Here is a 12,549-nt window from a genome sequence, read left to right as displayed (position 1 = left end):
TTCCTCTCATTCTGATTTCATCTACTTGAATAGAATCATCTTCACCAATAGTATTTCAAAAAGGGTTATTACACTTTATACTATACAGTTTGAATGTTTCATTCGGGTTACAGAATGATTAAGAACAAGTATCATCTGTATCTTATGGTTATTTATGCTAATGTTTCTTTTAATTCTTCAACATAATGTTGCACAGCTTGAGCTGCGATACTACCATCACCTGTAGCAGTTACGATTTGGCGTAATGTTTTATCACGTACGTCACCTGCTGCGTAGATTCCTGGAATTTTAGTTTCCATTTGTTCGTTCGTTGGAATGTAACCAGCTTCATTAGTAATACCTAATGATTCAAATGGTTTTGTTAGAGGGTTCATACCGATATAAATGAATACACCGTCTGCATCGACAGTTGATTCTGAACCATCAACTGTATTTACTAATGTAACACTACCTACTTTACCATCTTTTTCATTGATTTCTTTTACAGTATTATTCCAAATAAAATCAATTTTTTCGTTCGCAAATGCGCGATCTTGTAAGATTTTTTGTGCGCGTAATTTATCGCGACGGTGAACAATTGTTACTTTTTCAGCAAAACGAGTTAAGTACATACCTTCCTCAACTGCTGAGTCTCCACCACCAACAACGATTAAGTTTTTGTTTTTAAAGAATGCACCGTCACATACAGCACAGTAACTTACACCACGACCGCCTAATTCATTCTCACCAGGTACACCCATTTTTTTGTATTCTGCACCTGTTGTAATAATGATTGCGCGTGTTTTATATTCTTTAGAACCTGCTTTAATTGTTTTATATTCTTTACCATCGATGACTTCTGAAACGTCACCGTATGCATATTCTGCACCGAATTTTTTTGCGTGTTCAAACATTTTAGTAGAAAGCTCTGGTCCTAAAATCGTATCGAAACCTGGGTAGTTTTCTACTTCTTCTGTATTCGCCATTTGACCACCTGGAATACCACGTTCAAGCATTAATGTAGCTAGGTTTGCGCGTGAAGCATAAACCGCTGCAGTCATACCTGCTGGACCTGCACCAATAATGACAACATCATAAATTTTTTCTTCTGACATGTTTAACTCCTCCTACTAAAAAACTTCTATATACCCTAGTATGGTATAGCATTTTCTATACCTACTCAAGTTATTTGCTCATGGACGAAACATCGGTAAAAACGGAATAAGTTCGTTCACATATTTCGTCAACGTTTGCGGTGAAATATGATATTCTTCCGCAATCAATTTCTTCGTTACTTTCGCACGCGATGATCGATACATATATTCAACTGCTGCTGCTAATGCAACTGTATTTTTAAATGCATAACCTTGATCTAGCGCATTTTCACAGATGATGAACCACATTTGGAATGGGAAGGTATCTTCAATTTGCATCGGCTCTACTCGTTGATACAAAATTTCAGCTACTTCGACCATTTGAAATAAAGGTTTTAAGACTGCTTCATCTTCTAAATCACGCCCTAACACAAAAGCGAGAAATACTTTTTCAATCGCTGTATATTCCTCTACCTTTATAATCGTCGGGTTCGCTAAAATTTCATGTTTATGAGGTGATTTTTCTAATAAAAATAAGCCAAATAAACGTTCCGAGCGTTCATCATGTTGTAATAAACTTTGAATATACTCCACATCACGAAGTAAATCATCTTCTTGTACAATTGCATGTACCCATGGTTCGAATCCTTCTTTTGATGGGTCAACTTCTAGTAACTGTGTCCACACTTTACGAGATAGTGCTTCATCTCCTGCAAAATAAGCAGAATGTGATAACCAGAAGTAGAAACTGCCATCACCTGAGAAGCCATTCTTATATAAACTTTTCAACCACTTATAAGCTAACTCATACTGACCAATCAGTGCAAGTGTCGCACCTAACTTGAAGCGATGTTCGAATTTATACGGATGTAATTTAATAAGTAAACTCTCTAAATAAACGAGTTCTTCATCTTCTTTTGCATAATATGCCATAACCGTTAAGTTACATAGCGCATGTAAATTCCCATAATTCCCATGTAATACTTCACGCAACAAGGCACGTGCCTGTTCTTCCTCTCCCTGATAAAAATAAGCGAGTGCTAAATTATTATAGGCAGACCAGAAGAATGGGTTTTCTGCGATAATCTGTTCAAAAATCTCAATCGCTTGTTCGTGATGTCCTTCTTCCATCAGTTGACGCGCGCGCTCTTGTTCATGTATATAGACGCGATTCACATTCGGTTCTTCTGACGGAATCTTCTCAAGTGTGGCATGCGCAAAATCTAAAATATCTTTTGCCTCTGCTGTAAATTCGCCGCCTTCATCAAAATCTAAATATAAATTAGCGTAATAAAGTGCATCTTCTAAAAAGCCTAGTCCTGCTGAAGTCTCTGCTAAAAAGATAACTGTCTCAGGATTTCTCGGCTCTAATCGATCTGCTTCTAATAGTAATTCGCGTGCCTTCTCAACATTTCCTTGCTCTAACTCAACAACAGCATACTGCAAATAAATCATCGCATCTGTTGGGCTCAGCTCAATCGCTCTTTGTAAATAGATCGCTGCCTTCCCTAAATCGCCACGTCCCATAACATCCTGTGCTTTTTGATAGTAGAAATCTCCCGATGGCAAGAAATATACGATATTCGGTTTTGGCTTTTGTTTGTCGTTAAATTCTTCCAAGAAATATTCCTCCGAAAAGAAAAGCTTGGGACGAAAGGCTCACAACAAAAAGGAAAAACCGCGTCAATACGCGATTTTTCGTTTTTCATGCGTCATACATATAAGACCAACCTTAAGCCAATCCCAAGCTTTTGCATAATACCGTATATTATAACATAGTTAAAATAAAGTACACTGTGAATTAATGTTTTTCATGACGATTTTGTAAGACGCCTAATACATCATATAAATCTAATTTTTGCTCTTGTAATAAGACGAGTAAGTGATACAACAAGTCGGCTGCTTCCCACTTCAATTCTTCTGCATCACGATTCTTCGCAGCGATGACAACCTCTGTTGCTTCTTCGCCCACTTTTTTACCGATTTTATCGACACCTTGTTCGAATAAATACGTTGTGTACGCATTCGCTGGCATTTCTTGTTCGCGCGTTTGAATGACATTCTTCAATGTTTCTAAAATATCGAGTGAACCAATCGCAAGTGACTTTTCAATCACATCTTCATGGAAGCAAGATGTTGCGCCTGTATGACAAGCAGGTCCATTCGGTAATACTTCTACAACGAGCGCATCTTGGTCACAATCCGTACGCATCGCTACGACTTTTTGTGTATGTCCACTTGTCGCTCCTTTATGCCAAAGCTCTTGACGTGAACGCGAGTACAGCCAAGTCTCTTTTGTTTCGAGTGTTTTTTTATACGATTCTTCGTTCATATAGGCTAAAGTTAATACTTCTTTTGTACGTGCATGTTGAATGATGACAGGTACTAAACCATCTGCTCCAAATTGAATTTTCATCGAATCGACACTCCTTTATTTTTTAAATAACTTTTCACTTCTTCTACACTTGTTTCTTTATAGTGGAAGATGGAAGCAGCAAGTGCAGCATCGGCATCCGCATCTTCAAGCACTGCATAAAAATGTTCGGCATTCCCCGCACCGCCACTTGCAATAATCGGTACATTGACTTCTTTTCGAATGGCTTTCATCAGTTCTAAATCGAATCCTTTTTTCTCACCGTCTGAGTCCATCGATGTGATAAGTAATTCACCAGCCCCAAGTGCAACAGCTTGTTTTGCCCATGCAACTGCTTCAACATCAAGTCGGTTACGTCCGCCATGCGTGAATACCATCCACGTGTTGTCTTGTTCACTCCACTTCGCATCAATTGCTACAACGATACATTGCGAGCCAAAATAGCGCGCACCTTCTTCAATGATTTCTGGATTTTGTAATGCAGCTGAATTAAGAGATACTTTATCAGCTCCCGCTCGTAGCATACGCTTCATATCTTCTAGCGTTCGAATACCACCGCCTACTGTGAATGGAATAGATAATGTAGCGGCTGTTTGTCGCACGACATCTTCCATCGTCTCTCTTCCTTCATGTGTTGCAGATATATCTAAAAACACGAGCTCATCCGCACCCTGCTCATTATAAAAAGTCGCGAGTTCTACAGGGTCTCCAGCATCACGTAGCGATACAAATTGAACCCCCTTTACGACACGACCATCTTTCACATCGAGGCATGGAATAATTCGTTTCGTTAGCATTATTCTGCCTCCTTCAGCGCTTCTTCTAATGTGAATTGTCCTGTGTATAAAGCTTTCCCAATAATCACACCAGCAATCGTTGTTGATTTCGCAGCTTCTTTCACTGCTTGAATATCAGCTAAACTACTCATACCACCCGATACAATAATATTTGCACCTGTTGCACGCGCCAATGCTTCATTTGCTTCAATATTTGGCCCTTGAAGTGTTCCATCCGTTGCAATATCCGTAAAAATAAAGTGCTTTGCGCCTTTACTTGCAAAATATTGTCCAACTTCAATCGCTGTTTGATTCGATGTTTCTAGCCAGCCATGCGTTGCGACCATACCATCTTTTGCGTCCAATCCAATGACAATACGCTCTGCACCGTATTTTTCAATAAAGGAAGCAACAAGTTCAGGTTCACGAATCGCGAGACTTCCAATAATGACACGATCTACGCCTTGATCTAAATAAAATGCCACATCTTCTTCTGTTCGGATACCGCCACCAATTTGTACGCGCAGAGGTAATTCCTTTGCAACGCGGACAACATCTTTTGCATGTACACGTTCACCATCTTTTGCACCGTCTAAGTCGACCATATGTATGAACGTCGCACCTGCATCTGCAAAACTTTTAGCCATATCAAATGGTGAATCACCGTAAATCGTCTCCTGTGCGTAATCCCCTTTAAATAAACGGACACACTTTCCACCGCGCATATCAATCGCTGGGAAAATTTGAATTGCTGTCATGATTGCGTCTCCCCTTCTACTTGTTGTAACCAATTTTTTAATAGTGTCATACCGCAAGTGCCTGATTTTTCAGGGTGAAATTGCATACCTGTTACATTACCTTTTTGTACAATTCCCGGAACACGAATTCCTTCATATTCTGCATAGGCAACTAATTGTTCGGGTGCTAAATCTACACCGTAATACGAGTGAACAAAGTAAACATAACGATCTGCTAATTCCTGTGGTTCTTGCCAATTAGGCGTGAATGTAAATGTAAGGTTATTCCATCCCATATGCGGAACACGTACTTTTTCATCATCAAAGCGACGAATCGTCCCTTTAAAAATACCTAAACCTTTAAAGAAACCATTTTCTTCACTATCTTCAAATAGTAATTGCATACCTAAACAAATCCCGAGTAGCGGTTTTTGTTGTTCCGCTATTTCATAAACAAAGTGATTCAATCCTGTCTTTTCTAAACAACCAATCGCATCTGCAAATGCACCGACACCAGGTAAAATGAACGCATCTGCTTGCTTTAGTTCTTGTATATTTGAAGAAACAATCACTTCATAGCCTAATCTTTTAACTGCTTGCTCCACACTAAACAAGTTCCCCATACCATAATCAATGATTCCTACTTTCATCCAAGTAACCCCTTTGTTGACGGTACGCCTTGTACACGTGGATCAATTTGAACAGCATCATCAATGGCACGCGCAAGTGCTTTGAAAATCGCTTCGATAATGTGGTGTGTATTATGACCATATGGCACAATAACATGCACATTCATACGAGCTTCTAGTGCAAACTTCCATAAAAATTCATGTACGAGTTCTGTATCGAATGTGCCGACTTTTTGAGTTGGTAAAGTGGCGCGAAATTCTAAATGTGGGCGGTCTGAACAATCCACATAGACTTGTGCTAGCGCATCATCCATTGGCACAAAAGCATGTCCATAACGTTTAATACCTTTTTTATCGCCAAGTGCTTGTCGAACCGCTTGACCTAAAACAATGCCTAAATCTTCTGTTGTGTGGTGGTCATCAATTTCCACATCGCCATTCGCTTCAATTTTCCCGTCATATAAACCATGCTTCATGAATAAGTCGAGCATATGATCCATAAATGGTACACCTGTATTGACTGTTACTTGCCCTGTACCATCTAAGTCGAAATCAATGGCAATTTGTGTTTCATTCGTTTTACGTGTAATACTCGCTGTACGTGTTCCCATCACTATTCACTCCTTCTCCCAACCTCTTGATTCAACTGCTCTCGCATGTCCTTCCAAGCCTTCTAAACGTGCAAGACGCGCAATTTTCGGTGCGTTTTGTTCCCATGTTTTTTCTGTATAATAAACAACACTCGTTTTCTTAATAAAATCATCGACATTTAATCCCGAAGCAAATCGCGCTGTACTATTTGTTGGTAGGACGTGATTTGTTCCTGCAAAATAGTCACCTACAGGCTCTGAACTGTAGCGCCCTAAAAAGATAGCACCTGCATGACGAATTTGTTCGCTTACTGCTTCTGCATTTTTCGTTACAATTTCTAAATGTTCGGGTGCTAACTGATTAATTGCTTCTACTGCTTCCGCCATCGAACTTGCTATATAAATACGGCCAAAGCGTTCAACCGATTGACGAGCGATTGATTCTCTTGGTAATGTCTGCAATTGTTTTTCCACTTGTGTTGCAACAGCTTGAGCGAGTTGTTCACTCGTTGTAATTAAGATGGCACATGCAAGGGCATCATGTTCTGCTTGAGATAGTAAATCGGCTGCTACTTCATCAGCATAGGCTGTTTCATCTGCTAAAATAGCGATTTCGCTGGGCCCCGCAATCATGTCAATTGCGACATCACCGAACACTTCCCTTTTTGCAAGTGCTACAAAAATATTTCCTGGACCTGTAATTTTGTCGACGGGTTGAATCGTTTCTGTACCATATGCGAGTGCTGCAATTGCCTGTGCACCGCCCATTTTATAAATTTCTGTAATGCCTAAAATCGAAGCTGCTGCAAGTACTGCATCAGGTAATTTCCCCGTTGCATCACATGGTGTTGCAATGACTACGCGTTCTACACCCGCAACTTGTGCTGGAATCACATTCATCAATACAGAAGAAGGATAGGCTGCTGAACCACCTGGTACATATAGTCCAACCGATGTTAGCGGTAAAATACGCTGCGCTAAATATGAACCATCTTCTAATGGTAGTTTGAATCCATAACGACTTTGTTGTTCGTGATAACGACGAATATTGGTTGCTGCTTCGCGTAAGTCTTGTAAGATGATTTCATCCATCGCCTGAACAGCTGCATCGATTTCTTCCTGTGTAACACGTAGGTTTTCTAAACGAAAACCATCCCATTTTTCTGTATATGCTTTTACCGCTTCATCACCTTGCTGCTTTACATCTTTAATAACTGCACGAACTGTTTGCAGCTGCATCTCATTCCCTGTTTCGAGTTGACGCTTTAAAGAAATATCTGCTGTTAATGTTTGAATCTCCATCTACTCACCCCTATTTCACACATGCTTTTAGACGCTTTACTAAGTCTGTAATACGTTCATTCTTCATACGATAACTTGCAGGGTTTGCAACTAATCGTGATGATACATCCGTAATATATTCATATTCTACAAGTCCATTCTCTTTCAATGTTTGACCTGTTGAGACAATATCGACAATACGATCTGCTAAACCAATCATCGGTGCTAACTCAATCGAACCGTTCAATCCGATAATTTCTACTTGTTCGCCGCGCTCACGATAGTAGGCTGACGCAATATTCGGATATTTTGTCGCAATACGTGGCGCAATCTCATCTAGTACAGTGTTCGGTAAACCAGCTGACGCAATATGACATGTACTAATCTTTAAATCGAGTAATTCATGCACATGGCGTTGTTGTTCAAGTAATGTATCTTTCCCCGCGATTCCAATGTCTGCTACACCATGCTCAACATATGTTGGTACATCCATCGGTTTTGCTAAAATGAAGCGAATATTTTCAGAAGGTACTTCAAACATGAGTTTACGTGATAAATCAATTGTTTCAGGTAAGTCGAAATTCGCTTGAATTAATAGCTCATATGCTTCTTCAAAAATACGTCCTTTTGGCATCGCAATCGTTAATGGTTCATTCATAGCTTGTACCTCCTTGTCCAACACGTACTACTTTTGTAAATTGCTTTTCATATTGTGCTAGATTTTCGATTCCTTCTAAAGATTGCATCGTCGTACGGTAACCTTGTTCGCGCAATTGCTTCGTTTGTTCAAGTGCTTGTGCCAATTGTGTCGATACAAATAGAATAAGGACACTCTCTTTTTCATCTTCTATTTTCGGCATCGCTTCTAATAAATAATCAATTCGCAGTGCGAAACCTACTGCGCTCATATCTGCACCGAAATTTTCAAGCAACCCATTATAGCGTCCACCATTCCCAATTGGATAACCTGTATTCGCCGCAAATACTTCAAACATCATGCCTGTGTAATAATTCATATGGCTTGCGATTGTAAAATCAAATGCCACGTATTCTTGTACGCCAGCGATTTCCAAAATCGAAGCGAGTTGTTCCATATAAATAAGCGCTTCTTTTTCATAAAGATATTTTGAAATTTGTCGCATATTTGTTAAAGATGTCGCTTCTTCGATAAATGATTTTAAAGTGCTAGCCTGTTCAGTCGTTAATACAAAACGATCCACTGCTTCTTCAAAACCAACATAGTTACGATTCACGAGTAGTTGATGTAATTCAGTAAACTGTTCTTCTGTTTGAACATTTTTTCGAATGATCGCTTCTAAAATTCCCGCATGACCAATCGTAATTTTGAATGATTCAATACCTAAACGCTTCATTAAATCAATCGTCGTTAGAATGACTTCTGTATCTGCGTAAATTGAATCATCTCCAATTACTTCAATCCCCATCTGTTCAAACTCTGCTGGTTTTCCGCCTTCTAATTCTTGCGCGCGGAAGACATTTGAAAAATAAGCTAATCGCTGTGGTACTTTTTCTTTTAATAGTTTTGTTGAGGCAATACGTGCGATAGGTGTCGTCATATCTGGACGTAACACGAGTGTGTTCCCTTGTGAGTCGACTAATTTAAACAAGTTCGACTCTAAAATAGCTGAAAAACGACCAACTGTTTCGTAATATTCCAATGTTGGTGTCTTAATAAAGTCAAATCCTCTTAAAGAGAAAAATTCACGTCCGACTTGGCGTATCCATTCTTTCTTTTCAAAAATCCCTGGTAATGTGTCACGCATACCTAATGGCTTTTCGAATGGGCGAATCATAGACATACTTCCACTTCCTATCCGTTACTTTAGTTCACTAGAGTGCTAATGTGATGGTGTATAGTATTTTAACGCAATTCTAAATAACCGTCAAATTTCATGTATATAAAAAGACATGCTCACGTAAAATAATTCGTCTTTCAACTACTTTATTTCCTCGAACATGCCTTTTTTTCTTTTATTTCGTATTAAGATTTTTCAGATAATTTCTTTTCTCGTTGTTCCTTTGTATAAATAATTTGCATAGGGTTCCCACCAACCATCGCGCCTGCTGGTACATCTCGGTTCACAAGTGTCATTGCCGATACTACTGCATCATCGCCAATTGTAACACCTGGTAAAATGGTTGAATTGGCTCCAACCATGACACGACTCCCAATCTTCACATCACCTAATCGGTACTCATCAATTAAATATTCGTGCGCTAAAATCGTCGTGTTATAGCCAATAATCGTATCGTCGCCCACTGATATTCGTTCAGGAAACATCGTATCCGGAACAACTTTTAAAGCGAAAGCTGTTCGCTCACCGACTTTCATATGTAGTAGATGGCGATAGAGCCAATTTTTCATCGCTAGAAATGGTGTGATGCGTGCGATTTCAATGACGATAAAACATTTCGCCACTTTCCAAAAAGAAACCGTCTTGTAAATTTGCCATAAAGAAGAGGCTCCCTCTACTTTATAGCGTGTCGTTTTGCGCATAGGCTTCCACTCCTGTAATTTGATATAAATCACGCATATGGTAAAGCATATAAGTTGGGTGTAGTGCTTCTAAAAATGCTGCTCCCTTCAACGACCAAGCGACACCTGCTGTATGAACACCTGCATTTTGTCCGCCTTCAATATCGTGATAGTTGTCTCCAATCATAATAACTTCATGCTTTTGTAAACCAAGTTCTTGTAGAGCGAGTAAGACAGGTTCTGGATGTGGTTTAGTATGTTCAACCTCATCGTTACTAATAATTACATCGAATAGTTCTTCTACACCTAATACATGTAAACCAGTTAAAATAGCTTCACGTCTTTTTGTTGAGACAATGGCTAATTTTAAACCAGCTCTCTTCAATTGCTTTAGTACTTCGACTACACCGTCAAATTCTGAGACCAATTCGTCATGGTGCGTACGATTCCACGTAATATATTCTTTGATTAAAGTTTCAGCATTTTGTGGATCAATTGCTGTAAATGTTTCTTTTAAAGAAGGTCCGATAAATTGAGCCATATCTTCTTTTTTATATTTCCCAGGAAATTTTGGTGATAAGACATGATAAAAAGTTTCCATAATTAATTCGTTTGTATCTAATAATGTACCGTCAAAATCAAATAATAATCCTTTATAATGCATAGCTAACACTCCTTTTATATAAAACAACCCGGGCTACATGATGTAGTTCCGGGCGTTCTACTATTTATCTTTATAACGTACAACTGGATTCATCTTCTTACGACGATAAATCATCACAATTGCCGCAATAACTAATGCAATTAATGATACCATCTGCGCTGTACGAAGTGGGCCAATGTACAAACTATCTGTACGAAGTCCTTCTACGAAATAACGCCCGAATGAATACCACATCACATAGATTAAGAAAATTTCCCCACGTAATAGATTCACTTTTCTAAGTAGTAATAAAACAATCAATCCGACAATATTCCACATTGATTCGTAAAGGAATGTCGGGTGATGATAAAATCCTTGAACATTCATCTGTTCAATGATCCAATTTGGTAAATATAGGCTTTCTAAAAATGAACGCTCTACGACACTACCGTAAGCTTCTTGGTTCATGAAGTTGCCCCAGCGCCCGATAATTTGACCGATTAAAATCGATGGAGCTAGAATATCGGCTACTTTCCAGAAGTTGACGCCACGCTTTTTACAGAAGATTAATACAGTAATGGCACCACCAATCAGTGCACCATGAATGGCAATACCACCTTGCCATATTTGAACAATCTGTCCTGGATTCTCTTTATAGTAACTCCATTCAAATAATACATAATAAATTCGGGCACAGATGATTGCAATTGGAACCGTCCAAATTAATAAATCTGTTAAAAAGTCGTCTTTAAAACCTCTTTTGGTCATTTCACGCTGCGCAACTACATAGGCAATGATAATACCTGTTGCGATTAAAATCCCATACCATCGAACCGCTACAGGCCCTAAATTAAAGGCTACCGGATCAATTTGCATTAATAAAAAATCCATCTTTTTCTCCTTCCACGTACAGGACTTACCCCTGTCCTTGAATTACATCTTCTAGTCTCTTTGTAAATTCTTCCGCAGAATTAACACCAAGATTTTTTAGACGGTGATTCATTGCCGCTACTTCAATAATAACCGATAAGTTTCGTCCCGGCCTTACAGGAATTGTTAGTTTCGTTAAATCGGTATCTAAAATACGCATTGTATCTGTCTCGATTCCTAGTCTATCATATGTTTTTTCGGAATCCCAAACCTCAAGGTCGATGACAAGAGAAATTCTTTTATGGCGACGAACAGCTGAAGCACCGAACATTGTCATAATATCGATAATTCCAATACCACGAATTTCTAACATATGTGCAATAAGCGGCGGCGCATTCCCAATCAGTGTATTCTCACTCTCTTGGTAAATTTCCACACAGTCATCTGCGACAAGACGATGGCCTTTCTTTACAAGCTCTAATGCTGTCTCACTTTTACCGACACCACTATTTCCTGTAATGAGTACACCGATTCCATAAATATCAACCAGTACACCATGTACAGCTGTTGAAGGTGCTAAACGACTCTCTAAATACGTTGTCAGCTTACTTGAAAAACGTGTTGTTGATAGATTCGTTGTTAGTACTGGTACATGATTTTCTTCAGAAGCCATACGTAATTCTTCAGGTACTTCCATATTATGCGAAATAATAATAGCAGGAGTATCTTCTGCACATAACTTTTGCATGCGCTCAATTCTTTCCGCCTTTGGTAACATTAAAAAGAATGATAACTCTGTCTTGCCGAGTAACTGTACACGCTCTGCTGGATAGTGCGTGAAATAACCAGCCATCTCTAAACCTGGTCTCGAAATATCACTTGTTAAAATGTGACGACCAATTCCTTCTTCCCCACAAATGAGATTCAAATTAAATACTTCCATTATATCTCTCGTACATACTTGTTCCAACTTGTTCACGTCCTCTCAATCGTACGTTTATTTTATCATGTAGCGTGCGGAATTTCTTCCTTAAAACGATACAAAAAAACAGCTCGATTGTCATTTCTACAATCAAACT

General features: G+C 39.0%; 14 protein-coding genes. All 14 read right to left on the bottom strand.

What is annotated here, in order from left to right; all coding sequences use genetic code 11:
- Positions 1 to 152: 152 nt before the first annotated feature.
- Entirely contained in the window at positions 153 to 1,094 is a 942-nt protein-coding gene (gene trxB / locus ASO14_RS02930) for a thioredoxin-disulfide reductase (protein ID WP_068451204.1), read from the bottom strand.
- 78 nt (positions 1,095 to 1,172) lie between these two features.
- A complete protein-coding gene (locus tag ASO14_RS02925) occupies positions 1,173 to 2,693 on the bottom strand; it encodes a tetratricopeptide repeat protein (protein ID WP_068451200.1) in 1,521 nt (506 codons plus the stop codon).
- Positions 2,694 to 2,874: 181 nt separating this feature from the next.
- Entirely contained in the window at positions 2,875 to 3,489 is a 615-nt protein-coding gene (gene hisIE, locus ASO14_RS02920) for a bifunctional phosphoribosyl-AMP cyclohydrolase/phosphoribosyl-ATP diphosphatase HisIE (protein ID WP_068451197.1), read from the bottom strand.
- The gene (hisF, locus tag ASO14_RS02915) at positions 3,486 to 4,244 is read right to left on the bottom strand and encodes an imidazole glycerol phosphate synthase subunit HisF (RefSeq protein ID WP_068451194.1); all 759 of its coding nucleotides are present in this window, start codon (positions 4,242 to 4,244) and stop codon (positions 3,486 to 3,488) included. Before hisF ends, hisIE begins: the two co-directional genes overlap by 4 nt.
- Positions 4,244 to 4,981, bottom strand: coding sequence for a 1-(5-phosphoribosyl)-5-[(5-phosphoribosylamino)methylideneamino]imidazole-4-carboxamide isomerase (hisA, locus tag ASO14_RS02910; protein WP_068451191.1), 738 nt, complete (start codon positions 4,979 to 4,981; stop codon positions 4,244 to 4,246). The genes hisF and hisA overlap by 1 nt, the downstream gene beginning before the upstream one ends.
- Positions 4,978 to 5,610, bottom strand: a complete 633-nt coding sequence (gene hisH, locus ASO14_RS02905; RefSeq protein ID WP_068451189.1) for an imidazole glycerol phosphate synthase subunit HisH — start codon at positions 5,608 to 5,610, stop codon at positions 4,978 to 4,980. The genes hisA and hisH overlap by 4 nt, the downstream gene beginning before the upstream one ends.
- The gene (gene hisB, locus ASO14_RS02900) at positions 5,607 to 6,200 is read right to left on the bottom strand and encodes an imidazoleglycerol-phosphate dehydratase HisB (RefSeq protein ID WP_068451186.1); all 594 of its coding nucleotides are present in this window, start codon (positions 6,198 to 6,200) and stop codon (positions 5,607 to 5,609) included. Before hisB ends, hisH begins: the two co-directional genes overlap by 4 nt.
- Positions 6,201 to 6,206: 6 nt before the next feature.
- Complete coding sequence (hisD, locus tag ASO14_RS02895) at positions 6,207 to 7,481, bottom strand: histidinol dehydrogenase (protein WP_068451183.1); 1,275 nt, start codon at positions 7,479 to 7,481, stop codon at positions 6,207 to 6,209.
- Between the two features lie 10 nt (positions 7,482 to 7,491).
- Positions 7,492 to 8,118: an ATP phosphoribosyltransferase gene (gene hisG / locus ASO14_RS02890; protein ID WP_068451181.1), complete on the bottom strand. Its 627-nt coding sequence runs from the start codon at positions 8,116 to 8,118 to the stop codon at positions 7,492 to 7,494.
- Positions 8,111 to 9,280, bottom strand: coding sequence for an ATP phosphoribosyltransferase regulatory subunit (locus ASO14_RS02885; protein ID WP_068451179.1), 1,170 nt, complete (start codon positions 9,278 to 9,280; stop codon positions 8,111 to 8,113). Before ASO14_RS02885 ends, hisG begins: the two co-directional genes overlap by 8 nt.
- 182 nt (positions 9,281 to 9,462) lie before the next feature.
- Positions 9,463 to 9,978, bottom strand: a complete 516-nt coding sequence (locus tag ASO14_RS02880; protein WP_068451178.1) for an acyltransferase — start codon at positions 9,976 to 9,978, stop codon at positions 9,463 to 9,465.
- Positions 9,956 to 10,621, bottom strand: coding sequence for a pyrophosphatase PpaX (ppaX, locus tag ASO14_RS02875; protein WP_068451173.1), 666 nt, complete (start codon positions 10,619 to 10,621; stop codon positions 9,956 to 9,958). Before ppaX ends, ASO14_RS02880 begins: the two co-directional genes overlap by 23 nt.
- A gap of 60 nt (positions 10,622 to 10,681) precedes the next feature.
- Positions 10,682 to 11,491, bottom strand: a complete 810-nt coding sequence (lgt, locus tag ASO14_RS02870; RefSeq protein ID WP_068451169.1) for a prolipoprotein diacylglyceryl transferase — start codon at positions 11,489 to 11,491, stop codon at positions 10,682 to 10,684.
- A 25-nt stretch (positions 11,492 to 11,516) separates the two neighbouring features.
- The gene (gene hprK, locus ASO14_RS02865) at positions 11,517 to 12,440 is read right to left on the bottom strand and encodes an HPr(Ser) kinase/phosphatase (RefSeq protein WP_068451166.1); all 924 of its coding nucleotides are present in this window, start codon (positions 12,438 to 12,440) and stop codon (positions 11,517 to 11,519) included.
- Positions 12,441 to 12,549: the final 109 nt, after the last annotated feature.

It is taken from the genome of Kurthia sp. 11kri321 (assembly GCF_001534765.1).
Lineage (GTDB): Bacteria > Bacillota > Bacilli > Bacillales_A > Planococcaceae > Kurthia > Kurthia gibsonii.
The sequence above is the reverse complement of the archived record's forward strand: the minus strand, read 5'-3'. Positions and strand labels throughout refer to the sequence as shown.

Bases quoted from the DNA above. Each gene is read 5' to 3' on its own strand.
- lgt (WP_068451169.1), bottom strand. From the start codon at position 11,491: ATGGATTTTTTATTAATGCAAATTGATCCGGTAGCCTTTAATTTAGGG.
- hisH (WP_068451189.1), bottom strand. From the start codon at position 5,610: ATGAAAGTAGGAATCATTGATTATGGTATGGGGAACTTGTTTAGTGTG.
- trxB (WP_068451204.1), bottom strand. From the start codon at position 1,094: ATGTCAGAAGAAAAAATTTATGATGTTGTCATTATTGGTGCAGGTCCA.
- hisIE (WP_068451197.1), bottom strand. From the start codon at position 3,489: ATGAAAATTCAATTTGGAGCAGATGGTTTAGTACCTGTCATCATTCAA.
- ppaX (WP_068451173.1), bottom strand. From the start codon at position 10,621: ATGCATTATAAAGGATTATTATTTGATTTTGACGGTACATTATTAGAT.
- ASO14_RS02880 (WP_068451178.1), bottom strand. From the start codon at position 9,978: ATGCGCAAAACGACACGCTATAAAGTAGAGGGAGCCTCTTCTTTATGG.
- hisA (WP_068451191.1), bottom strand. From the start codon at position 4,981: ATGACAGCAATTCAAATTTTCCCAGCGATTGATATGCGCGGTGGAAAG.
- ASO14_RS02885 (WP_068451179.1), bottom strand. From the start codon at position 9,280: ATGTCTATGATTCGCCCATTCGAAAAGCCATTAGGTATGCGTGACACA.
- hisB (WP_068451186.1), bottom strand. From the start codon at position 6,200: ATGGGAACACGTACAGCGAGTATTACACGTAAAACGAATGAAACACAA.
- hisD (WP_068451183.1), bottom strand. From the start codon at position 7,481: ATGGAGATTCAAACATTAACAGCAGATATTTCTTTAAAGCGTCAACTC.
- hisG (WP_068451181.1), bottom strand. From the start codon at position 8,118: ATGAATGAACCATTAACGATTGCGATGCCAAAAGGACGTATTTTTGAA.
- hisF (WP_068451194.1), bottom strand. From the start codon at position 4,244: ATGCTAACGAAACGAATTATTCCATGCCTCGATGTGAAAGATGGTCGT.